General features: G+C 66.2%; 31 protein-coding genes. 26 read left to right on the top strand and 5 right to left on the bottom strand.

From position 1 onward, the window contains the following. The first annotated feature begins 54 nt into the window (after window positions 1–54). The 3 genes from ABZ909_RS02100 to ABZ909_RS02110 are packed head-to-tail and all read left to right on the top strand — an operon-like array spanning window position 55 to window position 3082. Window positions 55–1353, top strand: coding sequence for a sugar ABC transporter substrate-binding protein (locus tag ABZ909_RS02100; protein ID WP_356995910.1), 1299 nt, complete (start codon window positions 55–57; stop codon window positions 1351–1353). Beyond that, window positions 1350–2246 carry a sugar ABC transporter permease gene (locus tag ABZ909_RS02105; RefSeq protein ID WP_356995750.1) on the top strand — a complete coding sequence of 299 codons (897 nt, stop codon included), beginning with the start codon at window positions 1350–1352 and terminating at the stop codon, window positions 2244–2246. The genes ABZ909_RS02100 and ABZ909_RS02105 overlap by 4 nt, the downstream gene beginning before the upstream one ends. Beyond that, window positions 2243–3082: a carbohydrate ABC transporter permease gene (locus ABZ909_RS02110; protein WP_356995751.1), complete on the top strand. Its 840-nt coding sequence runs from the start codon at window positions 2243–2245 to the stop codon at window positions 3080–3082. The genes ABZ909_RS02105 and ABZ909_RS02110 overlap by 4 nt, the downstream gene beginning before the upstream one ends. Before the next feature lie 54 nt (window positions 3083–3136). Here ABZ909_RS02110 and ABZ909_RS02115 read toward each other — a convergent pair whose 3' ends face one another. Continuing rightward, on the bottom strand, window positions 3137–4078 hold the full coding sequence (locus tag ABZ909_RS02115) for an acyl-ACP desaturase (RefSeq protein ID WP_356995752.1): 942 nt from the start codon (window positions 4076–4078) through the stop codon (window positions 3137–3139). A 324-nt stretch (window positions 4079–4402) separates the two neighbouring features. On the opposite strand from ABZ909_RS02115, the gene ABZ909_RS02120 reads away from it, so the two are divergent. From ABZ909_RS02120 to ABZ909_RS02130, 3 genes are all read left to right on the top strand, one after another. After that, window positions 4403–4531, top strand: coding sequence for a hypothetical protein (locus ABZ909_RS02120; protein WP_356995918.1), 129 nt, complete (start codon window positions 4403–4405; stop codon window positions 4529–4531). 70 nt (window positions 4532–4601) lie between these two features. Then, the gene (locus tag ABZ909_RS02125; RefSeq protein ID WP_356995753.1) at window positions 4602–4820 is read left to right on the top strand and encodes a type II toxin-antitoxin system VapB family antitoxin; all 219 of its coding nucleotides are present in this window, start codon (window positions 4602–4604) and stop codon (window positions 4818–4820) included. 71 nt (window positions 4821–4891) lie between these two features. Then, window positions 4892–5227 carry a PIN domain nuclease gene (locus tag ABZ909_RS02130; protein WP_356995754.1) on the top strand — a complete coding sequence of 112 codons (336 nt, stop codon included), beginning with the start codon at window positions 4892–4894 and terminating at the stop codon, window positions 5225–5227. Window positions 5228–5281: 54 nt separating this feature from the next. On the opposite strand, the gene ABZ909_RS02135 is transcribed toward ABZ909_RS02130, so the two are convergent. Then, window positions 5282–6229: a transcriptional regulator gene (locus tag ABZ909_RS02135; protein WP_356995755.1), complete on the bottom strand. Its 948-nt coding sequence runs from the start codon at window positions 6227–6229 to the stop codon at window positions 5282–5284. Between the two features lie 100 nt (window positions 6230–6329). Between ABZ909_RS02135 and ABZ909_RS02140 the strand changes: the two genes are divergently transcribed. The 13 genes from ABZ909_RS02140 to ABZ909_RS02200 all read left to right on the top strand — a co-directional run bounded on the left by ABZ909_RS02140 (window position 6330) and on the right by ABZ909_RS02200 (window position 13095). Further along, on the top strand, window positions 6330–6959 hold the full coding sequence (locus ABZ909_RS02140) for a TIGR03086 family metal-binding protein (protein WP_356995756.1): 630 nt from the start codon (window positions 6330–6332) through the stop codon (window positions 6957–6959). A gap of 63 nt (window positions 6960–7022) precedes the next feature. After that, window positions 7023–8117 (top strand): redox-regulated ATPase YchF, encoded by a 1095-nt coding sequence (gene ychF, locus ABZ909_RS02145; RefSeq protein ID WP_356995757.1) that lies wholly within the window; start codon window positions 7023–7025, stop codon window positions 8115–8117. 233 nt (window positions 8118–8350) lie between these two features. Beyond that, window positions 8351–9202, top strand: coding sequence for a hypothetical protein (locus ABZ909_RS02150; protein ID WP_356995758.1), 852 nt, complete (start codon window positions 8351–8353; stop codon window positions 9200–9202). 120 nt (window positions 9203–9322) lie between these two features. Beyond that, window positions 9323–10006, top strand: coding sequence for a GntR family transcriptional regulator (locus ABZ909_RS02155; protein ID WP_356995759.1), 684 nt, complete (start codon window positions 9323–9325; stop codon window positions 10004–10006). Window positions 10007–10163: 157 nt separating this feature from the next. Then, complete coding sequence (locus ABZ909_RS02160) at window positions 10164–10376, top strand: helix-turn-helix domain-containing protein (RefSeq protein ID WP_356995760.1); 213 nt, start codon at window positions 10164–10166, stop codon at window positions 10374–10376. After that, on the top strand, window positions 10373–10543 hold the full coding sequence (locus ABZ909_RS02165) for a hypothetical protein (RefSeq protein ID WP_356995761.1): 171 nt from the start codon (window positions 10373–10375) through the stop codon (window positions 10541–10543). Before ABZ909_RS02160 ends, ABZ909_RS02165 begins: the two co-directional genes overlap by 4 nt. Further along, window positions 10543–10848, top strand: coding sequence for a hypothetical protein (locus ABZ909_RS02170; protein ID WP_356995762.1), 306 nt, complete (start codon window positions 10543–10545; stop codon window positions 10846–10848). Before ABZ909_RS02165 ends, ABZ909_RS02170 begins: the two co-directional genes overlap by 1 nt. Then, window positions 10845–10997 carry a hypothetical protein gene (locus ABZ909_RS02175; RefSeq protein WP_356995763.1) on the top strand — a complete coding sequence of 51 codons (153 nt, stop codon included), beginning with the start codon at window positions 10845–10847 and terminating at the stop codon, window positions 10995–10997. Before ABZ909_RS02170 ends, ABZ909_RS02175 begins: the two co-directional genes overlap by 4 nt. Beyond that, complete coding sequence (locus ABZ909_RS02180) at window positions 10958–11257, top strand: hypothetical protein (RefSeq protein ID WP_356995764.1); 300 nt, start codon at window positions 10958–10960, stop codon at window positions 11255–11257. Before ABZ909_RS02175 ends, ABZ909_RS02180 begins: the two co-directional genes overlap by 40 nt. Then, complete coding sequence (locus tag ABZ909_RS02185; RefSeq protein WP_356995765.1) at window positions 11254–11652, top strand: hypothetical protein; 399 nt, start codon at window positions 11254–11256, stop codon at window positions 11650–11652. Before ABZ909_RS02180 ends, ABZ909_RS02185 begins: the two co-directional genes overlap by 4 nt. Next, the gene (locus tag ABZ909_RS02190; RefSeq protein ID WP_356995766.1) at window positions 11649–11990 is read left to right on the top strand and encodes a hypothetical protein; all 342 of its coding nucleotides are present in this window, start codon (window positions 11649–11651) and stop codon (window positions 11988–11990) included. The genes ABZ909_RS02185 and ABZ909_RS02190 overlap by 4 nt, the downstream gene beginning before the upstream one ends. After that, window positions 11987–12346 carry a hypothetical protein gene (locus ABZ909_RS02195; protein ID WP_356995767.1) on the top strand — a complete coding sequence of 120 codons (360 nt, stop codon included), beginning with the start codon at window positions 11987–11989 and terminating at the stop codon, window positions 12344–12346. Before ABZ909_RS02190 ends, ABZ909_RS02195 begins: the two co-directional genes overlap by 4 nt. Beyond that, a complete protein-coding gene (locus tag ABZ909_RS02200) occupies window positions 12343–13095 on the top strand; it encodes a hypothetical protein (RefSeq protein WP_356995768.1) in 753 nt (250 codons plus the stop codon). Before ABZ909_RS02195 ends, ABZ909_RS02200 begins: the two co-directional genes overlap by 4 nt. A 184-nt stretch (window positions 13096–13279) precedes the next feature. Here ABZ909_RS02200 and ABZ909_RS02205 read toward each other — a convergent pair whose 3' ends face one another. Next, window positions 13280–13603, bottom strand: coding sequence for a hypothetical protein (locus ABZ909_RS02205; RefSeq protein WP_356995769.1), 324 nt, complete (start codon window positions 13601–13603; stop codon window positions 13280–13282). A gap of 176 nt (window positions 13604–13779) precedes the next feature. Here ABZ909_RS02205 and ABZ909_RS02210 point away from each other — a divergent pair, with 176 nt between their 5' ends. From ABZ909_RS02210 to ABZ909_RS02240, 7 genes are all read left to right on the top strand, one after another. Beyond that, a complete protein-coding gene (locus tag ABZ909_RS02210; protein ID WP_356995770.1) occupies window positions 13780–15198 on the top strand; it encodes a hypothetical protein in 1419 nt (472 codons plus the stop codon). A 2-nt stretch (window positions 15199–15200) separates the two neighbouring features. Next, window positions 15201–15659 (top strand): hypothetical protein, encoded by a 459-nt coding sequence (locus tag ABZ909_RS02215; RefSeq protein WP_356995771.1) that lies wholly within the window; start codon window positions 15201–15203, stop codon window positions 15657–15659. 20 nt (window positions 15660–15679) lie between these two features. Further along, window positions 15680–15994 (top strand): hypothetical protein, encoded by a 315-nt coding sequence (locus ABZ909_RS02220; RefSeq protein WP_356995772.1) that lies wholly within the window; start codon window positions 15680–15682, stop codon window positions 15992–15994. A 46-nt stretch (window positions 15995–16040) separates the two neighbouring features. Continuing rightward, on the top strand, window positions 16041–16547 hold the full coding sequence (locus ABZ909_RS02225; RefSeq protein ID WP_356995773.1) for a hypothetical protein: 507 nt from the start codon (window positions 16041–16043) through the stop codon (window positions 16545–16547). Window positions 16548–16552: 5 nt separating this feature from the next. Beyond that, window positions 16553–19588: a hypothetical protein gene (locus tag ABZ909_RS02230; protein ID WP_356995774.1), complete on the top strand. Its 3036-nt coding sequence runs from the start codon at window positions 16553–16555 to the stop codon at window positions 19586–19588. Next, the gene (locus tag ABZ909_RS02235) at window positions 19585–20607 is read left to right on the top strand and encodes a DUF2637 domain-containing protein (protein WP_356995775.1); all 1023 of its coding nucleotides are present in this window, start codon (window positions 19585–19587) and stop codon (window positions 20605–20607) included. Before ABZ909_RS02230 ends, ABZ909_RS02235 begins: the two co-directional genes overlap by 4 nt. A gap of 190 nt (window positions 20608–20797) precedes the next feature. Further along, on the top strand, window positions 20798–21238 hold the full coding sequence (locus ABZ909_RS02240) for a hypothetical protein (RefSeq protein WP_356995776.1): 441 nt from the start codon (window positions 20798–20800) through the stop codon (window positions 21236–21238). Between the two features lie 1261 nt (window positions 21239–22499). On the opposite strand, the gene ABZ909_RS02245 is transcribed toward ABZ909_RS02240, so the two are convergent. Together ABZ909_RS02245 and ABZ909_RS02250 are read right to left on the bottom strand one after the other, a co-directional pair. Continuing rightward, window positions 22500–23669, bottom strand: coding sequence for a hypothetical protein (locus ABZ909_RS02245; RefSeq protein ID WP_356995777.1), 1170 nt, complete (start codon window positions 23667–23669; stop codon window positions 22500–22502). Window positions 23670–23759: 90 nt separating this feature from the next. Next, the gene (locus ABZ909_RS02250; protein WP_356995778.1) at window positions 23760–25199 is read right to left on the bottom strand and encodes a recombinase family protein; all 1440 of its coding nucleotides are present in this window, start codon (window positions 25197–25199) and stop codon (window positions 23760–23762) included. Window positions 25200–25420: the final 221 nt, after the last annotated feature.

The raw sequence follows: 25420 nt of genomic DNA on the forward strand, positions 1-25420 counted from the left end.
TTAGTTCACGGAGATATATCTTTGGCGAGCGAATGGGCAGCCCGGCCCGGCGGAATGGATCGGCGTAGCCTGCTGCGCTCGGCCGCGCTGGCGGCGCTGCTGGCCGCAGGCGGCTGCGCGGGCGGGGGCGACGACGCGGTCACCTTCTTCTTCCAGGCGCGGCCCGAGGAAGCCCGGGCGCGGCTGCGCATCATCGACGAATTCCACCGGCGGCGACCGGATATCAGGATCCGCACCATCATGTCCGGGCCCGATCCCCTGCAGCAGATGCTCACCTACTGCGCGGGCGGCAAATGCCCGGACGTGCTGATGGCGTGGGAGCTGCTCTACGCCGGGCTCGCCGATCGGGGTGTGCTGGTGGATCTGCGCGAATTCCTGGACCGGGAGCCGGATTACGCCGCCCGGCTGCGGGCGGACGGGTACGCCACACTGCGCGACACCTTCGTCTGGGACGGCGGGCAGTACGCGCTGCCGGAGCAGTGGTCGGGGGTGTTCCTCTACTACAACCGGAAGCTGTTCGCCGAGGCCGGGATTCGCCCGCCCACCCACTGGTCCGAGGCCTGGACCTTCGCGGAGTTCCTGGCGGCCGCGCGGGCGCTCACCCGTCGCGACTCCGACGGGCGCACCGGGCAATGGGGATTCGTGGACGCCTGGGTGCCCTATTTCTCGGCGGCCTGCTTCGGCATGAACAACGGCGCCGAATGGTTCAGTCCGCCGGTTCGGCCCACCAGCGTCAATCTCGGGGATCCGCGGTTCGCGGCCGGGTTCCAGTTCTATGCCGACCTGGCCGTGCGGTACCGGGTCGCGCCCAGTGTCGGTGACCGGCAATCGGTTTCGGCGCAGGATCTGTTCCGCAGCGGGCGGGCCGCCATGCTCATGGGCGGCCACTGGTTGTACTCGGAGTTCACCGGGCACGACGACCTCGACTTCGATGTCACGGTGCTGCCGGTCGGGCCTGACGGGGGTCCGGGCGCGATCACCGATATCGGCAGCACCGGACTGGCCATCGCGGCGAGCAGTCCGCGGCGCGAACAGGCCTGGGAATTCGTGAAGTTCGCGACCGGGCCCGAGGGGCAGGCCATCATCGCGGAGTCGGGTCTGTTCGTACCGGTCCTGCGATCGGCCATGCAGTCACCGGGATTCGCCGCGGCCCATCCGACACTGCGCAATCTCGAGGTCTTCACCGAGGGGCCGGAGAATTCGCGTCCGCTGGCCGTGACGCCCGTGTGGGGCAAGGTGGAAGCACTGCTCGAGCGCGGCTGCAATCGAGTGCTGCGGGGTGCGGCGACAGCGGACTCGCTGGGCGGGCAGACCAGCGCCGATATCGATCAGCTACTGCGGGCTGCGGTATGAGGGGTGGGCGGGTGTTGCAGCGGCGGCGGGCGCGCGCCGGAAGGCTTTTCGTGGCACCCAATCTGGCCGCCATCCTGGTGTTTCTGCTGTTCCCGCTGGGGTTTTCGCTCTATCTGAGCTTCCACTCCTGGGATCTGTTCAGCCCGCCGCGGTTCGTGGGTGTGGCGAACTATCGGCGGCTGTTCTCCGAGGACCCGCTTTTCTATATCGCCCTGCGGAATACGGCCGTGTTCACGATCCTGACCCTGGTGCCGACGGTGGCGGTCAGCCTCGCGATCGCGGGGCTGCTGAATCGGAAACTACGCGGTGTCGGGGTGTTCCGGACCGTGGCGTTCCTGCCGCTGGTGGCATCGACCGTCGCCATGGCGGTGGTGTTCCGCTTCATCTTCGCCAGCGATGACGGGCTCGCCAATATCCTCCTGGGCTGGATCGGCCTCGGCCCGGTGCCGTGGTTGACCGATCCGCAGTGGGCCATGGTTTCGCTGAGCCTGGTGACGGTGTGGAAATCGGTGCCCTTCGCCACCGTCATCCTGCTCGCGGCCATGCAGGGCGTCCCCGAAAATCTGTACGAGGCAGCGAAAATCGACGGCGCGAATGCCTGGCGCCGTTTCCGCTCGATCACCATCCCGCTGATCCGCGGCGCGCTCTCCTTCGTCCTTGTCATCACCGTCATCAACTCGGTCCAGGCCTTCGACCAGGCCTATGCCCTCACCGGCAGCAATGGCGGCCCCGAGACCGGCACCTACGTCCTGGGGATCATGCTGTTCCAGAACGCCTTCCGCTTCTACGAGGTCGGCTACGCGTCGGCCCTGGCCTGGGTGATCTTCGCAATCCTGCTGGCCTTCACCCTGATTCAGCAGTGGCTGGCCCGCCGATCCGAGGTGGAGTTGTGAGTCGCGGCGGAGTAGCGCGGCGCTTGGTCGCCGGGGTGCTGACCTACCTGGCGCTGATCGTGGTGGCGTGGTGCGCGCTGACCCCGATCCTGTGGTCCGTCTCGGCCTCCTTGAAGTCCGACGGTGAGCTGACCGACTCGGCGCCGCTGCCGTCGCACCCCCAATGGTCCAACTACCGTGAGGCTTTCGACGCCATCCCGCTCGGCCGCATGCTCTTCAACACCGTCGTCTACGCCGGCTGTGTGACCGCCGGCCAGGTCTTCTTCTGCTCTCTGGCCGGATACGCCTTCGCCCGCCTGCGTTTCCGCGGCCGCGAGGTTCTGTTCGTGGGCTACCTGGCCACCCTCATGGTCCCGCTCACCGTCACCGTCATCCCGCAGTTCCTGCTCATGCGGGCCTTCGGTTGGATCGACACCCCCTGGTCGATGATCGTGCCCGGTCTCTTCGGGAGCGCGTTCGGCACGTACCTGATGCGCCAGTTCTTCCGCACCCTCCCCATCGAATTGGAGGAAGCGGCCATTCTCGACGGCTGCACCCCGTGGCAGACCTATTGGCGAGTCCTGTTGCCCCACACCAAACCGGCGGTCATGGTCCTGGCGGTCCTCACCTGGATCACCGTCTGGAACGACTTCCTCTGGCCCCTGATCATGATTCAACGCAACGACTACGCGACCGCCACCCTGGGTCTCGTCCGGCTCCAGGGGCAGTACTCGACCAACTGGCCGCTGCTCATGGCCGCGGCCACGGTCATCCTGCTGCCACTGCTGCTGCTCTATGCGCTCGCCCAGCGCGCCTTTATCCGCGGCATAGCTCTCTCCGGCCTGGGTGGTCGCTGATACACAGGCCGGTCGACGGTCGAGCATGCGCTCGGAGCATGCTCGACCTACCGGTCAGCCGACCCGTGCCGCTTCGCGGCTGAGGATGCGTTCGCGTTGCTCTTCGAACCGGATGACGTCGCGACCGAGTTTCTCGAGGTACACGTCGAGTTCTTCGCGACTGCGTTCGCCGCGCGCGGTGAAATCGGTGCGCGTGAAGATGTTCCAGATGCGCAGGACCGGCAACAGGACCTCGTCCAGATGCTGGCGCAGATCGTAGATTCCATGCTTGACCATCAAGACGCCGTTGCGACGCCAGTTCGGCATGCCGGTGCCCGGCATCGAGAAGGTCCTCGCGATCTTGGTCACCGACTCCATCGCCTGGTCGGGAGCGACGTCGAAGGCGGCACCGGTGATGTTGCGATAGAACATCATGTGCAGGTTCTCGTCGGCCGCAATGCGTTGCAGCATCCGTTCGGCGATCGGGTCGTCGCAGACCCGTGCGGTGGTGCGATGGCTGACCCGGGTGGCCAACTCCTGGAAGGTCACGTACGCGACCTGATCGAGGACGCCGCTGAAGCCCTCCGGCGCGTGAACGCCGCGGGTCAGGTGCACCATCCGGTCGTTCTCCAGGGCGACGGGGTCGACAGCGCGGGTGCACACCAGGTAGTCCCGCATGGCGATCGCGTGGCGATTCTCCTCGGCGGTCCAGCGGCCGACCCAGGTGCCCCAGGCGCCGTCCTGGGAGAAGTTCTCGGCGATCACCCGGTGGTAGGAGGGCAGATTGTCCTCGGTCAGCAGATTCGTGATCATCGCGACCTTGGCGACCTGGGAGAGCCGTGACTGCTCGGGCTCCCAATCGTCGCCACCCATGGCCGCGAAGTTGCGCCCCTCGCTCCAGGGCACATAGTCGTGCGGACACCAGTCCTTCGCCGTGGACAGATGCCGGTCGATATTGGCCGCGACAACCGGCTCCAATTCCGTCAGTAATTCGAATTGCGTCAAGTCCCTAGCCATGCAGCGCCTTTCGGATTCGGTGGAAAAGCCACGGAACATACCGGCTGTTCATGCATCACTGACTGCGCGGCATCGCCGCGCCTACACCCTAGACGGACGAGATGAGTTTGGTGGGTATCCGGCTTCATCGATCGGGCCGTTGAGACGAATTTGCCGCATTTGTGACGATAATCCCGATCGCGGTGTTCGTGCTGGTGAGAGCGGGTGAGAAGGGCTCACGCGGCCTCCGCAGTTTGCGGATGATGTGCGTTGTTATCGGTCTGTTTCGTGCGAGATGCGACGGAACCGAACAGGGCCGGCTTTCCGCTGCGAAGATCGGTCGCCGTGAGTGCCCCGGACAATGCCACCGAGTGGTTCGACTACAGCGTGTACGCCGCCACGGCCGGGTACCTCACATCCGCCTTCTTCCGGGCTCGTGGCATGTGGTTCGGTCGGGCCCTCGGAGGCTACTGACCGTCAAGCCGGCAATGCTGGTAGTCCTCGGATATCCGAGGTGGAGTTCCTGGATGTCTAGAGGCGTCTCATGGCCGGTTCGAAGACCCCGATCGAGATCGATGAGGAAGCTCTGGCAATCGCTGCCGAGGTCCTCGGTACCAAGACCAAGAAAGACACGGTCAACGCCGCGCTCCGCGAGGTCGGACAGCGGCTGGTTCGTATCCGGGCCCTCGCCAGGCTCGGAGAGATGGCTGATCGCGGCGACTTCGACGAGTTTCTCGACAACAAGGCGGCCTACCGCAAGTGACCCCTGCCGTCTATCTCATCGATACAGCGGGCCTCTTCCGAATTCTGTAGGACAAGCTCCGTCGAGCATGGATGGATCGGCTGACGGCGGGCGTCATCGCAACCTGTCCGGCTGTCGAACTCGAGTTTCTCTATTCAGCACGCTCATTGGCGGACAGGCTCGGAAAGCAACGTCTGCTCCGAGACTTGTTCGGTTGGGTAGCCATGCCGGATCGCGCATACGAGCGTGCTGAGACCGTTCAACAGCTGATGACCGAGCAGGGAATCCACCGGTCGGCCGGACCGGTCGACCTGCTCATCGCCGCGACCGCCGAGCATCATCGGCTCACGATGCTGTGCGACGATCGCGACTTCAAGTCCATCGCGCGAATTACCGGCCAGCCAGTCGTTTTCGTTACCGAACCATAGTCCGAGCTCGCCGCACGACCTCGTCGCGAAGCGATAGTGCAGTCCTGTCCGCGATTACGGCGTCGCGGCCGCGTAGCGGTGGGCGAGAGTGCGGATATGAGCGACCAGTTCGGGCGGGTCGGTGACGCGAAAGTCCATCATCAGCATGCTGAGGTAGATGGCGATGGTTTCCAGGTGGTCGGCTCCGGTCAGGAGGAGGCAGGAGGTGTCGTCGAGCGGTTCGACTACGCCGACTGTCGGGTTGATGCGGGCTATGACGGTTTCGGCAGGGGCCAGGACGGTGACGCGGGCGTGGACTTGCCAACCGGTGGAGGCTATTTCGCGCAGGACAAAGGCGACGAGGTCGGAGTCGGGGAGTGGGCGTGGGGCGAAATGGCGTGTGCCGGGCAGAATTTCGGTGATAGATGCCACCGGGAGTGCCTGCCAGGAGTGGGATTCGAGACTGTAGGCCACCAGGTACCAGCGGCGCTGCCAGCTGATCAGACGGTAGGGCTCGAGTTCGGCGCGGTCGGCGCGCAGGGTGGTGGCGGCGCGGATGGCGGTGGCGAGGGTGGCGAGGGTTTCGGCGGGGACGGGCGCGTCGGGTTCCCGGGACCCGGTGACGGCGGGGCCGATGTCCGTGACGGAACGCAATGCGGTGACCTTGCGTTGCAGGCGTTTCGGGAGGATGCGGTCCATTTTCGCCTGGGCGCGTTCGAGATTGGCGTGGATGTCGGCGATGCCTGTGCTGCCGTCGGCGGCCACGTTCATGGCGACGGCCACGGCGACGGCCTCGTCGTCGTCGAGCAGCAGCGGGGGCATGGTGGCGCCCTGGCCGAGGCGGTAGCCGCCGACCGGGCCGCGGGCGGCGTGCACCGGGTAGCCGAGTTCGCGCAGGCGGGCGATGTCCTGGCGGAGGGTGCGGTCGGTGACGGAGAGCCGTTCGGCCAGTTCGCGGCCGGTGAGGGTGCGCTCCTGGAGCAGGGACAGCAGGCGCAGCAAACGGGTTGTGGTGGAGGTCACACGGCACCCCTTCGTCCGGCCGGATGATTAGGAAGAAAACCAGCCTAATCGGGTCGTACCTTTATCTCAACGGATCGAAACGACCTGAGAGGCAAGAACAATGAACGCCGACCCGAAGACCGACAACTCGCCCGCCACCGTCCTCGCCCCGGCCTGGCGCGAGGTCCTCTCGGCATCGCACCGCGCGCTCGCCGAGGTCGTGGCCGGCGTGGGCGCGGACCAGTGGGACAACCCCACCCCGTGCTCGGAATGGACTGTGACGCAGGTGGTTCAGCACGCGGCCGGTGATCAGCTGGCCTACGCCAAATCCCTCGGCATCGGCGACGGTCCCGCCTACAACCCGTTCGAGCCCTCCGGCCACATCGACGGCGGCGCGGTCGAATTGGTCTCCGCCGCAATCGAACCCACCGCCACCGCCTGGGCCACCGTCACCGACGGCACCGAGACCGTGCCCACCCCGCTGCCGCACGGCGAGCTCCCCACCCCGGTGGCCGCGGTCATGTGCGCGCTCGACGCCGCAGTGCACGCCTGGGACATCGCCATCGGCACCGGGCAGCCCTCGCCGCTCACCGACGAACTGGCCGGGCACCTGCTCACCGCCGCCCGCGGCCTCGTCGAGCCGCTGCGCGACTACGGCGTCTACGCGCCCGTCGTCACCGAGCTGCCCGCGACCGGCACCCCGGTGGCCGACGAACTGCTGGCCTACCTTGGCCGCCACCCCCGGGCCTGACGGACCGGCCCCCGGACCTGCGGTGACGGAGCGGGCCGCCGGTCCGGGTAGACTCCCACTCTCGTGAGTCTCACCCTCGGAATCGTCGGCCTGCCCAACGTCGGAAAGTCGACGCTGTTCAACGCTCTGACGCGCAATGACGTGCTGGCCGCGAACTACCCGTTCGCCACCATCGAGCCGAATGTCGGTGTGGTGCCGCTGCCGGACCCGAGGTTGAACACGCTGGCCGGCATCTTCGGCTCCGAGCGCCTCGTCCCCGCGGTGGTGTCGTTCGTCGACATCGCGGGCATCGTGAAGGGCGCCTCCGAGGGTGCGGGCCTGGGCAACAAGTTCCTCGCCAATATCCGTGAGGCCGATGCCATCTGCCAGGTGGTGCGCGTCTTCGCCGACGACGACGTGATCCACGTCGACGGCAAGGTGGACCCGCTGTCCGACATCGAGGTGATCGAGACCGAGCTCATCCTGGCCGACCTGCAGACCCTCGAGAAGGCCGTGGTCCGCCTCGACAAGGAAGCCAAGGTCAAGAAGGACCGCAAGCCGGTCGCCGACACCGCCAAGCAGGCGCAGGAGATCCTCAACAGTGGCAAGACCCTGTTCGCCGCGCGCGACCAGCTGGACACCGACCTGCTGAAGGAACTCTCGCTGCTCACCATCAAGCCGTTCCTCTACGTCTTCAACGCCGACGAGTCGATCCTCACCGACGAGGACAAGAAGGCCGAGCTGAAGGCCGCCATCGCCCCCGCCGACGCGGTCTTCCTCGACGCCAAGGTCGAGGCCGAACTGCTCGAGCTGGACGAGGAATCCGCCCTCGAACTGCTGGAGTCCATCGGCCAGACCGAGCCGGGCCTGCACGCCCTGGCCCGCGCCGGCTTCCACACCCTGGGCCTGCAGACCTACCTCACCGCCGGTCCCAAGGAAGCCCGCGCCTGGACCATCCACCAGGGCGACACCGCCCCCAAGGCCGCCGGTGTCATCCACACCGACTTCGAACGCGGCTTCATCAAGGCCGAGATCGTCGCCTTCACCGACCTCGTCGAGGCCGGCTCCATGGCCGCCGCCAAGTCCGCCGGCAAGGTCCGGATGGAAGGCAAGGACTACGTTATGGCCGACGGCGACGTCGTCGAGTTCCGAAGCGGATTAGCCTCTGCGAAGAAGTAGGGCAGCGCGCGTATCGCTGCTGGTAGAGACTCTGCTGAGCCCCCACCCGGTGTCTGGGTGGGGGCTCAGCCGTTTCGTCGGCGCCGCCCGAAGGCCGGTTCGGTCAGCCGGGTAGTCCGGTATGCGTGCGTGCTCGGCCGACGGTGGTGCAATGAGTCGTCTCTGGAGATTAGGACATAGGCACTCGTGCATTTGGTGGCCTGAGTGAAAGCTCTACGGGCAGAATGGCTGTCATGACTGAGTTTGCGCTCTCACCGGACCGTCGGGAGGAGCTCACCTCGCTCCTTGGCAACGAACAGCGGCTAAAGACTGAGTTTCCCAAGCTGGCTGATTATTTGTCCACGGCTCCAAATATACCCGGAACGGGAAATATCGATATTGACAACAATTTCGATATTCGCTTGATTCACTATTTGGCTGGCGGTGAAAGCGTAAATCCTTATTGGGAAATTGTCGCACCCCTAGTTAACGCTGGGCCAAACGAACGGGATAATCGGAGAGAAGTAAACGGTGGATTCCCTCAAGGAAGCCCTCGTTTGGCGTTCGCGCAGATGGCGCTTCAGGAAGTGTATGCCTATGCCATACCGTCGCCGGATACGTTGGCTTGGATTTCCGATATATGCAGACAAGGCGGCTTGCTTGAAATAGGAGCTGGGCGCGGATATTGGGCATATCTGATAAGTCTTCTGGGTGTCGACGTAAAAGCGTTCGACAGCGAACCGCCGGATGCAACCTTTAACGTATCGTTTCCGGACTCTCCGGGTCAGAAAGGTGTTTGGTTTCCAGTCGGAGACCTTCGCGACCTCGCGAACCTATACGGTACATCAGACGTCTCGGGGAGAACCTTGTTTCTTTGCTGGCCCCCCGGGTGGGGCGACGGAATGGCGATTGATTCGCTTAAACGGTTCAGTAGTGCTGGCGGCAATAGTCTGATCTATGTCGGGGAATTGCAGGGCGGCAAGAATGCGACCGATGAATTCTTTGGTGCGCTACGTGACGAATGGGAGTTGTTGGCCGTAGACCCCATGTTTACATCTTGGTGGAACCTGACCGATGTGGCTCAATATTGGATTCGGCGCGCATGATCGATTCGAGGTCGAGTCAGCCCCGATTCAGTGTGGAATACTGCGTCGTTTGATGTATCCTCCCTGTGTATACATAGGCGGCACTTGCGCCTCCCCCCGAAGAGAAGGGACATCTGGTCGATGACCGAGCCGAAGTATGTCCAGATAGCGAACAAATTTGCACGTGAAATACGTTCTGGCGCAATCCCTTCAAAGACTTGGCTGCCTAGCTATGCCGATATTGCAAGCGAAAATGACGTATCTGAGATCGTTGTCCGCAAGGCTGTAGATCAACTGCATCGGTGGGGGCTCGTTCGGAAAGTGGAGCGTCGCGGGACGTACGTTCTCGACCGCCCAAACCTCGTTCGGCTCGCACCGGAGCGTCAGATGGAGGCTCCGGAAACGACCTACGGCAACGAATCCGACCGGCCCGTCAGCATCGAACGAGAGGTTGAACGGGTTCAGGCTAGCGCCGAGCAGGCCGAGATCTTCGGCATCGACGCCGGCGACGAGTTGGTATATGTCGTGACCCGAGCGGCGGCGGGGGGTCAGCCAGTCTCGATCTCCGATACGTACCATTTGCCCGGTCAATCGGAACCCAGAGCCGCCTACTTGGAGGAGACTCTCGCCGAGCGGGTCCCCGAAGCGCGACACGCCGAATGGCTCAAGACGCCGACAGGCGATCCGGTCACGACCATCCGCCAACGGTTCCTGGATGAGGGCGACCGGTTGCTGATGACGTCGGACGTTTCGTATCCACGGGACCGATACCAGGCGTTCTCGTTCCGCATGGCGCTCTTCCCGGTGGGTGACGCCACGTTGTAGACAGTCGCTTCACATCTTCGAGTAGGGCCTGATCAGTCGCTGATCAGGCCCTATTTGCGTACTTGCTCCAGTTCTAGCGGTAGGTCTTGTGCGTATACGCAGCTGCGTATACGCTCCTATGTATACACAGAACCTACGCACTCAAGGAGCAACATTCATGACCACACGACACCACTCCGGCAGTGGCCGGCGAGCGCTGATCAGCTTGCGAGATGCGGCGCAGCTGGCCGGAGTGCACCCCAACACGGTTCGGCGCTGGGCGCATGAGGGTCTCCTGGAGGGGCACCGCGTCGGCCCGCGACTGATCAAGGTCGACCGCAACCAGGTGCTCGCCTTGGTGCGACCGCTTGGTCAAGGCGGTGCGGCATGAGCGCCAGCACTGGACGTAAGCAGGCGGGTGGATGGAACCGGAATCAGGCTGACGTCGCCGAGCATGTCGCCAAGCTCGTGGCCGAGGCTCCGCCGATCTCGGAAGCCGTGCGCACCAAACTCTCTGCACTCCTCAGCATCCCCACGGAAGCGAAGGGTGCAGCGTGATGCGCGACCGCATGGGCAATCACGTGTCTCAGCTGGACGAGTTCGGGGACGCGGTCGATGCCGACGAGATCTGTGTGCACACGTCGACGTGGGGTTCGTTCCGGGTGGTGTACGCCGCCCACATCGACCGGGTCTGCGTCGAGGTGAACGATGGTTACCCCGGTCGGGGTCGTATGTCGATGCAGCTGACGCTGGAACAGGCTGCCCTGCTCCACGATCTGCTGGGCGCCGGCATCGCGGACGCGATGGCCGCGACCGTCATCGAGTCGCGCGCGGCGTTGCCTGTCGGAGGTGATCCGGCATGAGGTTCGCGACCGAGATCCTGGCTATTCCTGTGATCCTGGCGATTCTGCTGGTCATCGTGTCGCCGAGCACCGCGCTGGTGGTGGTGTTCCTGATGGTGCTGTGGGCCGCTTGGCGGCGTCGACCGCGCCGGTCGGGGGCGCGGCGATGATCGGGCCGGTAGTGCGTACGGACGCGGCGGTGCTGCGGGGTCTCGGTGATGGCCTGTCCTTGCTCCCGGTGGCGGTTCGGCTGGCGCTGCTGGCCGTTGGGTTGCTGTTCGCGATGGTTGGGTGCACGGCGGCGTGGATTGATCAGCAGTCCTACACGCCGTCGCCGAACATCTGCCGTGCCGATGAGGTCGGCCATCGTGCGGATTGCGTTGCGCCGCAGCAGCTTGCGCACGCTCCGCAGCTGGGGGTGGTCCGGTGATCGGCCCGAAGGACGCGCGGACGCGGGATCTTCCGGATCCGGATGGCAGCAAGTTCGGTGTGCCCACCTACTACTGGGGCACCGCGCCGTCTGGGCTGGGTGAGACCGAGCGTCAGCTGGCGAAGCATGAGCCGCCGCTGCGGCCCCGTGACAAGAAAGACATTGCGGCGCAGGTGATCCGGCCGCGTGGTGGCAGTCGGGAACCGCTTGCCGCCTACCTGTACCGGGTCGAGGACGCGGTGCCGAAGCGCCCGGCCACGCCCGCGGAGCTGGAGTCGCTGGCCCGGGGGCATCGCACCCAGTCCGAAGCGGCGATGGAGCGCCGTGGCATCGATCCGGTCCCCGAGGTCCCCGAGGTCCCCGAGATCGAGGCATGGCAGGGGTTCGACCGATGAGCGCGAATCGCCGCTTGAGCGGCAGAAACTCGCACACGCGGTCGGTCACACCGGCGGTGGATCTTCCCCGTTCGGAGCGCTCTACCAGTGGCAGAACGGATGAGGCGGCGCTGACGCCGATTACCGAGATTGCGCATCTGTCCGAGGCCGCGAAGCGGCTGGGCCATACCGACCGCCGGATCTGGGTGGACCGCCCCGAGCCTCAGCAGCTGCAGACCCCGGGCCGTGTGCCGGGCCAGTGGCTGATGTCGGGCGAGATGCTCGTCGGCCCCGGCAGCCCCGCGACCACCCCTGATGTTCCCGAAATGCCCGAAGCCTGGGAGGGATTCGACCGATGACCACTTTCGATGTGCGCCCGGCCGGGCCCGCTGCGGACTTGTCCGCCGCCCGGTTCGCGGCCCTGACCAGCGAGGTGGACCGGCTGCGTGAAGCGCTGGCCGCCAAGAACCGCGAGATGGCGACCATGGGCCGCCTGGTCGAGGGCTTGCTGGACCGCGAGTCCATGCACGTCTACGACGCGGACATGGAGCGGCTGACCACGGCCTCCGCGATCGACCGGCACGGTGCCCCGCGGGCCCAGCACGGGCACCCGAAGCCGCAGCACACGCTGCCCGCCCCGGCCCGGCCGGACGCCTTCGACATGGAGGTGACCGGCGCGTGGTCGGTGCCCGAGTGGTCGGGATTCGACCGATGAGCGCGCGTCTGGGGCCCCGCGACATCTGGGGGCTGTTGTGGGTCGCCCAGATGGGCGGTGTGCCCGTCGATCTGCTGGGCGAGCTGCTGACGCTGTGGCCGATGGGCCGCTCGAAAGCTGCTCGTCCCAGCTCCAGCGAGGCCAACGCCTACCGGGTCGCGCAGCGGTGGCGGAAGGCCGGGCGGCTCATCGAGGACAACCTGCGGCCGGTTCCTGGCGCGTTCTGGGTGGTCGTCGAGAAGGAAACCGCGTCGGCGCTGCTGGGTTTCCGTGTCCCGGAATGGCTTCCGTCCCCGATGATGGCCGCCCACACGATCGCGCTGGCCCGGTTGCGGCTGCATCTGGCCGCGGGCAAGCGCGAGGACGGCTGGATCTCGGAGCGGGTGCTGCGGCACCGCAACGGATTCCGGACCCGTCCGGGTGAGTCGATGCCGCATCTGCACGACGGGCATTGGGTCGATGACCTCGGTCATCTGCACGCGATCGAGGTGGAACTGACCCGCAAGGGCTCCGCCGAAGCCCGGGCGACCATGCAGGCCGCCTACGAAGCCGCCGCGGACGCCGGCGCGGCCCAGCTCATCTACTACTGCGGCTCCGATGACGTGCTGGCCCGGGTCCGGTCCGCTGCCGAGCACATCACGCCCCGTCTCGACGGCCCGGAAGTGCGGGCCAACAACGCATCCAAGCTCTTCCATCCCGCTGTCGAGTTCGACGCGGACCTTCCCGCTGCTGGAGGTGCAGCGTCATGACCTCGAAATTCACCGACCGTCCGGCCGATTGCGCGCCGATCATCGACTTCCGCGCCGAATGCAACACCCTTGTGCCGATCGCCGCCCCGGCTCCGACTCAGGCCACAGATTGCGCTCCGGTCTTCACCGACCATGACTGCCCGGTCCTGATGGCGCAGTCCAGCCCGGATCCGGGTGCGGGGCATCAGATTCCGCAGATCACGCCGCAGGCTCCGCCGATCCACGGTGCCGAGCATCTGAACTTCCTGGAGCACATCCCGTCGCTGTCGTTGCACGACGCGGCGCAAGGCTTGCAGGTCGCCGGGGTATTCGGCGCCACGATCGCCAGTGTCGGCGTGGCGGCGCTGGCGGCGTCGTGGCTGTTCACGTGGACACCGGTCCAGTTGCGCAACATGGCGTTCGGGTCCGCATCGATCCCGGGCGCGGCTGTGGTTGCCGAGGGCTGGTCCGGCCCACACGACGATGTACTGCGCGGCGCGCACGAGGTACTGGCCGGGATGCCGATCACCGGGATCACCAGCGCGGCAGTGGTGTTGGTACCGACCGGGTGGGCGGTCGCGGCGATGGCCGCAGCCCACTACACCCACATCCTGGAGGCGCGTGGGCGCAAGTCCATCGACCGCACGATGCGCGCGGTGTGGCACCGCCAGCAGCGTGAAATGGCCGCCGCGACCCGCCGCTGCCATGCCGAGCCTACCGCTCACCCACGGGACGCTGAACCCGAAGATGGTGATCGGCCGGGCCGCGCGGCGCACGAGCGTCGCGCCGGCCAAATCCAGTGCCGGGCACCTGACGGGCCGCTACCAGGACCTGTTCACCGTGGACTGGCTGCACTTCCGCGAGCACTTCGCCGCAGTCGGCGGCCCGGGCTCAGGCAAGACCACCGCCATGAACCGCATGATCTTCACCTTCTGGGCGACGGCGTGGCGGATGCATCAACAGTGGTGGCGCGCAGAGCGTTCCGGCCGCCCGCTGGCGATCATTCTCGATCTCAAGGGTGCGAAGGATGCCCGCCGCAACGCCGAGAAGATCGTCGAGGGCGCGCTGGCGATGGGCATCCCGCGTGAGCGGATCGCTGTGTTCCCCGACGAGGTGCACCTGTCCATCTGGATGGGCGAGGCCGAGGAGATGCGGACCCGGTTCGAGGCTCTCATCGGCGCTGGAGTCGACACCAGCAACATGGACCCGGCCGAGGCGTACTACCTGGGTCAGCGCAAGACGCTGCTGCACCTGATCGTCGATATGCCCGACCCGGTGAAAGGGCTTGGGCCGGGCGAGAACCCGCCGCGCAGCCGCACCGAGTTCCTGCGTCGCATGAACAAGAAGGTGCTGGTCACCGGGTGGGCCGGGCACGAGGGCGAGCTGAGCGATATCAACACGGTCACCTACGAGGGCAGGAGCACCCCGGTCCTGCTGTCGGAGCGCTCGACCATGTCGACCCTGTTCCGGGAGCTGGGCGACTCGCTCGACGGTGACCGGGATCTGTCGGAGTTCGACGTCGTGTACTGCTGCCTGGAAGGCACCACCGCCCCGATCCTGGCGAAGGCCCAGTTCGCGGGCCTGATCGCGATGATTTTCGCGCTCGCGGGCACCGACCACGGCCGCACCGTGCAGCTGTTCGTCGACGAGTTCGCCCAGGTGTGCGGCGATGAGGGCGCCGCGCGGACCGTGGAGCTGCTGCGGTCGGCGAACTGCGGATCCGGGTGGTTCACCCAGTCCTGGATGGGGTTGGGCCCCAACGACGATGCCCGCGAGCGGCTCATCGACTCCTGCTCCGGCGGGGTGTTCGTGATGCGTTCCTACAGCGCGGGCCGGTTGGCCGAGAAGCTCGGCACCCGAACCACTTTCGCCAAGTCCCGCAAGCTCATCGGCGGTGTCCGCCACGGCGACGAGGGCAACGTACAGCCCGAAGAGACCTTCATCGCCCCGCCCGCGATCCTCGCCTCCTTCGAGAAGGGCGACATCGTGCACGTCGTTGGCGGGCGGGCCACGTTCGGGCACGTCAAGGAACTCGACCCCGCCAGCGTGCGACCCCTGCGCGGGCTCGCCGAATCCACCAACCCCGAGGCCGCGCAGTCGGCCCCTGTCCCGGAAGCAGCCTGACCATGAGCATCGACCCGAACAACGCCGACAACGAGGTCCTGGTGGGCCGCTTCGCCGCGGAACTGGCCGCCGTCGACGACGCCGACCAGGCCATCGCCCGCATGCCCCAGCCGATCACCCCGTCCGGCGGCAAGCTCGAAGCCCGGGTGAAACCCCAGATCAAACGCGCCAAAACCGCCCGCGACACCGTCCGGCGCTGGACACCCGCGATGGCCGGGACCGCGCTGTTCCTGGCCTTGTTGTTCGCGCCGCTGACCGGTCCGCTGCGCGTCTACAGCATCGGCTGGGCGCTGTTCGGATTCTGGATCAGCCTGGGCCGCCCCGGCCCCCGCGCCACCGCCGCCCTGATCAGCCGTGCCGCGGTGACCGTGTGGGACTGGCTGACCGTCGCCTTCTCGGAAGTTTCTCGACTGCTGCACCGCGCCGATCCCGAGGCCGCCCAGCGGCCCGCGACCGCCTGACCAGGAAGGGCTGAGATCCGATGAGCCGCAACAAGTTCAGCCTCACCCGGTGCGTGCGTGTGTGGCCGCAGCGGATACGCCGGGCAGTGCTGTGCATCGAGCTGTGCCTGCGTGGTCTGACCTTCTGCGTCGGCGGCGACCAAGTGTCCGTGCTGATCGGCGTGCTCTGGTTCGACGTGTGCCCGCTCTGGGGCGTGTCCGGCTGGGCAGTCGATCACCCGCACACCGACTTCGAGGACGAGCACTGCGGGTGGGAGATCGCCCGCACGCACGGGGTCCTGTTTCCCGTCCGCACCCTGTTCGCGCTGGCCGACAGCGGCGACTACGACATCTGACCTCCGTATTTCCGTATTTCAGTAACCCCGATTGGAAGGAAAACCGTTGTCCAGCAACAGTATTGATTACGAGAGGGCAGCCGTTGATGCGGCTGTCGTGAGCGTGGCCCGTGACTGGCTGCTCGTCTGCAAGAACGACTTCGGCGAGTGGCCCGAGGTCACCTCCGCCGAACTGGCGGCCCTGTCGCCGGAGGAGGTGATCTCGTTCGTCCATCAGGGCTGGGGCGGTGGCCTGGCCGCGTTCCTGGAGACCTGCGCCGACGACATCGAAGCTCGTCGTGAGCAGGCACTGCGGGACTGGTACATCGAGGCTCGCCGGGCCGCGCGTGGTCGCCCGTTCTCGTCGCGGATCCCGACCGCTGCCCTGAACTGGGGCCGCTGCACGCTCACCGCCACCGAAGCGGTGCAGGAACTGGGCGTATCCATCGCCCGCGACTGGCTCGACGGCATGTCCTGGCGCGAGATCACCGACGTGCTGGGAGTCCCCACGCCGATCGCGGCCCTCTGGGCCATCGACGGCGTCATCCGCTTCGCCACCTTCACCGAGGAGTAGAAACCATGTCCGACAAGACTGTTGACGAGATCACCCGCGAGCTGTCGAAGTTCGGCAGCGCCGCCGTCTACGCGTTCCAGCAGTGGCGGCGCGCGAACCCGAACGCCACGAAGGTGCCGCGCGGGGTGTGGAAGCAGATGGATCTGGCAGACCGTGACCAGCGGTGGACCGCGAAAATCCGTCTGCGCCAGCAGGTCCGCGCCGAGGGCGAGCAGCGCAAGACCGACCGCGAGGCCCTGTACAAGGATCTGGAGACCCGGGTCGGTCAGCACCGCAAGGACATGCTGAGTTGGCATCGGAACCCGGGCGCCAGCTACGACCAGCACATGCGCCGGCAGTGGGAGCTGCTGCGCGACCGCGAGCAGATCGAGCGCGTCATCACCACTTCGCCCCTGTTCTCGGCCGCCGAGCGCGGCCAGGCGGTGCGGGCTTTGACCGCCGCGCATCAGGCGTGGCGGCCCGGGGCCAAGGAGGTCAAGGTCCGCACCGGGCCGCTGTCGGGTGTCGCGGTGCTGAAAGCGCGTGCAGCCGAGCGGTTGTCCCGGATCCGGCTCGGGATCACCGAGCGCGGCCGGACCGGGCATCGCCCGCAGCCCGACCGGCCCGCGACGCCGAAGACTCCGCAGCAGTCGCGCGAGGAGCTGCGGCACCTGATCGCCGAGCGCCACGAAATGGCGCTGAACGCCGAGGTTCTGGCCGAGCGCCTACGGGAGCGTGGCACCGACCTTGCGCACTTCGCCGGAGACGCCGAGCAGATGGCCACCGGGCATCAGCGCAACCTGGCGCGGCTGGACCGCGAGATCAACGACCGCATCATCGGGTCCGGCATGTCGTATGACGACTGGTCGGAGGTGCAGTTCCAGCTTCAGGTGCCGGAGGCGCCGGAGAGGCAGGCGAATCGGCGGTGGATGGAGCGTCAGGGCCAGTGGGATCTGGAACGTTGCTACCGCATCAACTCCTGGGACGGGCACGTCGATCACGTCCTGTCCGACGACTACCGGCGGTGGGGGCACGACTTCCCCGAGATCGAGGACCGGCAGCGGCGCGAGTTCCTGAATCCGCCGGCGGGCTGGGAACCGGTCGATCCCGACGCCACCGACCGGTTCATGTTCCTGCTCGACTACGAGGGCAACCCGGGCAAGTCGCATGTGCGGGCCTTCGGCTACCCGTCTTCCGGGTACGACTGGGTCCAGCGCAAGATGGCCTGGACCGCCGAACCCCACATCCCGGTCAGCATCACCGTGTGGGACCGGGCCGTCCCGCTGGACGCGAACAACCGGGTGCGCGGGTACGCCATCGACAGCATCCATGGCCTGTACGCCAACATCGACGGCGATCTGGACCGCCGCTACGAGCACTTCCGTCAGCTCACCATGGATCGGGCGCGGGACCGCACCATCCCGCCGGAGCTGTCGGTGCCGGGCATGGAGGATCTCGGCGAAGACCGGCAGGCGCCCTGGAACTCGTGGAACTCGGTGCGCGCCAGCAACATCGGCGAGGGTGACCAGATCCACTCCATCGGTGAATCCGGGCGCGTGTGGACCATGAGCGAAGCCGACTGGTTCAAACACCATGCGCCGCACAACCGCGCCGCGTACGAAGCGAAGTTCGAGCGGATCGGGCGCTACGCCTTCCACGAGATCAGCGAGGAGAGCGGCTGGTCGGAGGACATCGAGCACGTCCGCTTCGCCCTCGACCACAACGAAGTGCTCGATCCGGAAGCGCGTGCCCGGGCCCGCGAGATTCTGGCCGTCACCGAGACCGAGGCCAAGCTCGGGCAGCGCCCGGACCGCAGCCTCTGGGCCGCGGTGACCGACCGGACCGAGTTCGAACGCTGGAGCGGTCTCCAGCCGCCGCAGACTCCCGAAACGCCGGAATCCCCGCAGCGGCAGGCGATGCCGGAGCCTCAGCCGGGTCTGATCGGGCGGGCCAGTGCCACACAGGCCCGGCTGCGTGAGAGCCGCGGCGTGCCGCCCGCCCCGACCCCCGACCAGCGGGAGGCATACCGGCAGCTGGCGGATCAGCACCGGCAGGACACCGATCCTCTGTTGAAGCCGCCGCGGTGGTCGGCGAAGGACCGACAGCGCCCCGAACAGGTGCCGTATGTCCTCGATGCCGATATGCGTCAACACTTCCGCAGGAACTTCGGGGACTGGAGCAACTTCGTCCAGGAGCACGTCCACCCGGACCGGCAGGGCGAGTGGCTGATGTTCCGCGACCAGATCCTCGACCAGCACGCGAACATCGAGCGCGACATGGATACCGCGTGGGCGGACCGGGATTCGACCGTGATGAACAACGTGGTCGCCGAGATGGACAAGCGCTTCGGTGACAACCTCGACAAACACGAGTGGTTCGCGCGCTGGTGGGTCAACGGCGGCAGCCTCGCGTACGCCGACGAGCGCAGGGCCCGCGCAGTGCCCGAGCGCCCCGAACACGGTGCGCCGCAGGCACCCGAGACTCCCGACCGCGACGATGCGTTCTCGGACGGGACGCCGATCCCGGAAGCCCCCGAGGCTCCAGATCTCAGGGACTCGCGGCAGGCGTGGGACGAAGCCGTTCCGGTGGCTCCGGTAGTTCCTGATGATCCCGATTCCGATTTGGATGCGGTGCGCCAGGAGCGTGATTCGTTGCGGGAGCAGCTGCACGAGGACAACCGGATCGCCGACGATCGGCGCGATCTCAAGGACGAGATCCGCGGATTGCGGACCCGGGCAGAGCGCGCTGAACAAGACCGCGACACCGCGCGAGGCCAGCGGGACGAGGCGGTCGCCAAGCTGGTCCGGCGCACTCCGCCCGAGCAGCGCTACGGCAGCCCGCAGCGCCGGGCAGCAGCGGAGCGGCCGGAGGCTCCCGAGGCCCCGGAAGCTCCCGAGCAGTCCGATTGTGAGGAGTTGCCGCTCGATCGCGACGAGGTGGCCGAGGTGGCCTACGACTGCCCGGACCTGATCGGCAGCGTGCTGGAAGCGCCCGAGTTCTCGGGAGTGCCCGAGACCCTGGACGACCCACTGGAAATGAGCTGGGGGGGATTCGACCGATGAGCACCGCTGACCATCCGCCCGCCGTGTCCTTCGCCGAGGCTGTCGACCCTTCGCTGTGTCCTTCCGATCCGGTTGGCGCGCAGCAGGACACGCTCCCGGCCCGGCAGGACACAGCCGGGCGGCTGGAGGACACACCGAACCGATTCGAGGACACAGAGGAGGACACAATGCGGCAGAACCGGCCCGGGCGCGATCATGTCGAGACGGCGGCGCTGATCATGGTGATTTCGGTGTTGACCGCCGCGAGCGGATGGTCAGCTATCGCCCTGCACGGGCTGTCGCAGGCTGCGGGCATCACGTCGTGGCTGGCGTGGGGTGCGCCGGTCATCGTGGACGGGCCGCTGATCCAGGCCGCTATCGCGCTGGTCGTATTGAAGCGCCGCGAGAAGGGCGGCGCGGACGTCGAGCCCGGTCAGCGCAAGTTCTTCTGGTGGATGCTGGCCATGTCGGAGCTGGTCTCCTTGGTCGGCAACGGCGCACACGCCTGGATGTCGCCCGAACGCACCATCAAGGGCTGGGCAGCCGCGACTGTCGCGGGCGCGGCCCCGATCGCGGCGATGGCCGTCATGCACGGCCTGACGATCCTGATCGAGGTACTCGGCCAGGCACTCAAGAACACGGCCCCCGCAGGCAGCGCCGAGCGAACCACGCCCGCACCGGATTTCGAGGCTCCGCGAGCCCCGTCTCCTGCTGTGTCCTCAGGACACACCCCCGTGTCCTCGGCTGTGTCCTCGCCCGCCGCAGGACACACCCAGGACACAGCCGCTGTGTCCTTGCCGTCTCCAGGACACAGCGCAGGACACACTCCCGGGCTCGTCGAGGACACGGAGGTGTCTCCGGCGGATCGGGATGCGGCTATCTGGGCGATGCATTCGGCCGGCGCGAGCCTGCGCGATATCGCCGCAGCGACCGGTCTGTCGTACGGCTACGCGGGCAAGGTCGTGAAGCGGCTCAAAGCCGAACACGGCGACTCGGCCGCCATCGATGAGGCGGGGGTGGTGCTCCAGTTCGTTCGCTGACCGGCTGCCGGGGTGGTTCGGGAGTGTGTCGGGCGGTGGTCCTCCCGCGTCAAGGGCGCCGGCGGCGTCGCTGAAGCGATCGAGACCCTCTGACCCGCGAGCCTCGCACCACCCGGGCGGAGCCCAAGGGGCAGGCAGCGAGCCTGCCCCGCCAATTCCCCTTCACCACAGCATTTCTCAGGAGGACATCATGACCATGTCGGACTTCGATCTGATCAACGCGGACCTGGCCGGCGCGCAGGGCCCGCGCAACGCTTTCGGGCGTGACGTGCAGCTGGGTGACCAGCTGACCGGCGAAATCATCGGCGCCGAACGCCGTCACCGCACCGTGGACGGAAAGCCCTTGTTCTGGGTAGACCGCAAGCCGTCCACCGTCGAGGCCGGGCCCGCGGTCATGGACTCGGTACTGATCTTCCAGACCGACGCCGAGGACGACGAGGACGACGACGGGCAGCGGTTCCTGCGTCTGGACCGCGACGTGAAGGCCGCGTTGAACGCCGCGCTGGCCAAGGCCAACGTCAAGGCGGTGGCACCCGGTGGCCGCCTGGAGCGGTTCACCTTCCTCGGCAAGGCCAAGAACGGATCCGGCCGCGAGTACGACGGCGGAACCTACATCCCGCCTGCCGCGTAGCCCGCGGCGAAACCCAGCCCCCGACCTGACTGGTCGGGGGCTTATTCGTGTCCGTGGTCGGTGTCTCTACTGATAGCCCGTCCTTCGCCCGCTCCCTCCGAAAGCGTCTTTGCCGCCGCAGGGACCGGGTCAAGCGCGAAGGTGGCCGCAGGCCATCGCGGAGCGACGCCGCAGGCGCCTTCGTGCTTGAGGCGGTCCCGGAGGTGGCACACAATCACCGCTGAGGGAGCGGGCCGCAGGCCCTCGTGGATCGGCGATCGTGGGCCGTGAGGCAATCACCCGGTCAACCGATCAAGGTCAAGAAACGGTCGGGAAACGGTCGCGGCGAACCTCGCGAAACGGTCGGTGAAAAGTCATGAATTTCATTCACGACTTTTCACCGAGGTCGATTCTCCCCGGATACCTACCCTGAGCTGGGTTTTCGTGGGTGTCCGTCCCACCACCCACCCAATGGAGAGCACATACCCACTGCGTGTGCATGTGCTCTCCATTGGGTGGGTGGTGGGACTCTTTTTGGTGGTAGGTGAGGGTAGGTATCCGGGGAGAATCGATGAGTTGTGTGGGTGGTTGAGTTGGGTGGTTATGTTGCGTTGGGTAGGTGGTTCCGGGCCGGGCTAGCGTGTCGAAGTCGGCCGTGAACGGCCTTTGTTCGCCACGCTATTGCCAGCGGCCCTAAGTTGGGTCACCTCCGGCTTGCTGGGCACCTCGTGCGCGGACGCGGCGGTTTCTGCGCCTGGTTCGTGTGCCGTGACCGGTTCATAACGCGGCCGGCGGTCAGGCAGTGGTGCGCCAGACTTCGGACGCGAACCGAAATGCTGTGCGAGTGCAGGAGATCAGCCGTTGTTCCGCGAGCGATGCTCGCGCGGTCCGGCGCGCGGGTGCTGCCTGTCCCTCCGGTATGGCCAGCCCTGAAGCGAGCCACACCAGAACCCGGGCGTCCAGGGCGCCCTGACGGGCGTCGGCAAGCCGATGGCGCAAGCGCCACCCTGGACACCCGGGTTCGGGCGCGGCCCGCTGGGGGCAGGCCATACCGGAGGGACAGACAGCAGGACAGGGCCGCGTGCTCTGAGACCGAAAGACCGCACGGCCCAAGGCCGCGGAAGAGCATCGCCTCCGGCGGGGAGGCCGCCCAGAGGGGCAGGGGACGTATCGGCCGGTTTATCGGTCTACCGAGCTTGGTTAACGACCGCGCGATCCGATCAGCTGAATCAGCCTCTCTCGCCAGTCTTTTGGAGGCGGCAGATAGTGGACCGGCCGGGTATCAGACGCGCGATGACCAGGTGGGCGAGATCGGAAGCAGCCGGCGTTTCGAGGTACTGACGATTTGCCGATCGCGCTGGCGGGCAGGCAGATCGACGCGCTTCCATGTGGGGCTGGTCGCCGACGCACCCGGCTTCCAGACAGCATCGTCCGGAATCCGCTGTGCGGTGAACCTGTGATCGGTTGCGAGGAAGTTGCCGTCGTTGTCCTTCTTCGGCAGTTCGAGCGTGTAGGTGCGTACGTGCTGGCCCGCTTCGACCACGGCACCAAACACGGCGTCGTCCACTGCGGTGGTCGAGATAAGGAACACCTCACCGCTCTGCCCCAGGTACCGGCGCCTCGCGACGTTCCACAGCGACGCCATTGCCCGCTGGATCAAGAGTGATACCGCGATATCCCGGTCAGGAAGGGGGCCGGTCATCGACATGTGCCACTCGGGTTGTCCTTGCGCGCCGGGATACTGAGGTTTGTGCAGGTAAGCGAACTGCGGGCCGGAGTGAAGCGGCATGCCTTCGCCGTCGGGCGAACTGAAACCGAACCGAGTGCTGTCCTCGCTTTGCACAATGGTTAGTCCATGCTTGGCGGCGTTGTAGAGGAAGGACTCGGACAACACAGTCTCCGCCGCGATCGCCAGGAGCGCCTGGAATGCCCGCACTCCGTCGTCGAACTGGTGATCGTCCACGCGTAGAACGGCGTCACGCGGGTCAATGCCGCCGAGAAAGACAAGCGCCACGGCGTCACGTTCGAACCCAGTATCGAGTGCCCTGGCAACCTTGTCCTTGAACTCGGCGAAGTTCACAGATGCTGCCATGCCGAGCCACGGGCAGTCCGGTTTCTCCGTATGCGCGAAGTACAGTCGCAGCAGAGTCTCGCAAGTGTGATGAAGGACGAGAATGCACTCAGTCCGGACGTAGCGCTCGCGAGTGATACGTGATCGCACCGGCATTCCACCGAAGCGAGCAATGCCGATTTGCCGCTCAGCCGCGTAAGCGGGAGCAAGAGCCTCATCGGGGGCGAGCATCAGAGTGAGTGCTTCGATCTTGGTGAGCAGGTACTCACTTGGATCATCCTGGTAGAAGGTCGCGTTCAGCTCTGTGAACAGTTCGCGTGCAAGCACCGGCCTGCTGGATGCCGTGCGCTGGGCCTTGCGTGGTTTACTGCGCTTCGCCATCGACAAAGCGTAGTGCCCGGATTCAAGCAGCGCGTGTAGTGGGTAGTGAGAGCGCCGTCGCCGGCCGGGCTGGCTGGCTAGCACGATCGGCTACTTCGGCTTGATCCGAACGGTTCTAGGGTCGAACGCCTTTCGCCCGCGGGGTGCTGGGAGTAGGCGCACCTCGCAAAGGAGGTTGATTACGGTTCGTCGTGCCGCGAGATCATCAGACTTGTTGAAGGCATCCACGGGGGAGGGGGCTGTGAGGATCGCCGATACTGCCGTGCCGACAGCCAGATCGATCCGTTCCGCCTCAAGGCGCCCGATCTCGGCCTCGGCCTCTGATCTGATCTCTTTGTAGAAGTTCCCATCGATCAACTCGCTCTTGTAATCCGCTCTGGCACGCACGATTCGGTCGCGTTCCTTCTGAAGCTGGTCCGCGATCGAAGCGATTCGTTCGTCATCTTGCTGAACCAGGAGATCTGCAAGATCAGGTTTTGCCAACCGTCCCCGTACGTACTTGAGAACCATGTCATCTATCTGCGCCCGCGAGCGCATGAGGTGGCCGGCGCACCGATACCGGTCGTTGTGCGCCCTCACCAGTGCGTTGCAGATGCCGCACATGTAGAGCCCAGAGCCCAGGTGGCGGCGTTCGGTACCAACACGATTCGACTTTCGGGCAGGGTCATCGAGGCGCCGCTGGACTTCCAGCCAAACGCCATCGGGGACAATCGGGTCCCATTGCCCTCGGACAGGAGTGCCTGCCGCGTCGCGAACGATGGCGCCGTCGAGCATGCTCCAGCCGGCATACCGTGGATTCCGGAGCATGTCGGTGATCGTCGAGGGATTCCATGGCCGACCGCTGCGAGTTGGCAGCACAGGCACGGACTGCGGTAGATCCTGCACCATTGTTTTGTCGCCGATGGGTCGGACAACGGGTGTCACTCCCGATAGCGCTGCGGCGATTGCCCTCAGCGAGGATCCGTTGGCGAAGGCATTAAAGATCTCGCGCACAGCGTCGGCCTCGGTAGGGACGATCTCACCATCGAGGGTGTACCCCGTCGCTCGAACGCCTCGCGGCGGACGGCCCTTGGCTGCTCGTTGGATGTGAGCGCGACTTTGCCGGGCGCCTTTGCGTTCCATCTCAGCCCGGGCGACCGCGGCCTTGATTCGGGCATACATCCGTCCGCCATCAGTCTGGAGGTCGGCCTCGCCATTCGCGGTTACCAACCGCAGCCCTTGGCTCTCCGCAGCATCGATCCAATCTTCGAGTTGCCGAGGCTGCCGGGTGAGGCGATCGAGGTCCCACGTGACCAATGCGTTGAACCGACCGGCTCGATAGTCTTCGACCATTCGGTCATACTCAGGACGAATCTTGACCTTGCTGAATGCCGAGACGCTGTTGTCCGTATAGATTTCGACTACCGACCAGCCGCGAGACTCGGCGATCTGCAGGCAGTCCTCGCGCTGACGCTCGACCGCCAACCCCTCGCCCGTGTGATCGAGGCTGACGCGGAGGTAGATCGCCGCGCGGACTGGAACGATCGGCATCACGTTATTCTACTTCGGAACTCGGTCGAGTTCCGCTTCAACGTCTGAGCCGCTCCGAAGAAGTAGGGCAGCGCGTATATCGCTGCTGGTAGAGACTTTGCTTAGCCCCCATCCGGTGTCTGGGTGGGGGCTCAGTCGTGTCCGCAGCACCGCGCGTTGGCCGGTTTGGTCAGCGCGCCATGCGGCAGAACGGGACGTTGTCGAACGGGAGTCCGACAACC

This window comes from Nocardia sp. NPDC046763 (genome assembly GCF_040645495.1).
Taxonomy (GTDB): domain Bacteria; phylum Actinomycetota; class Actinomycetes; order Mycobacteriales; family Mycobacteriaceae; genus Nocardia.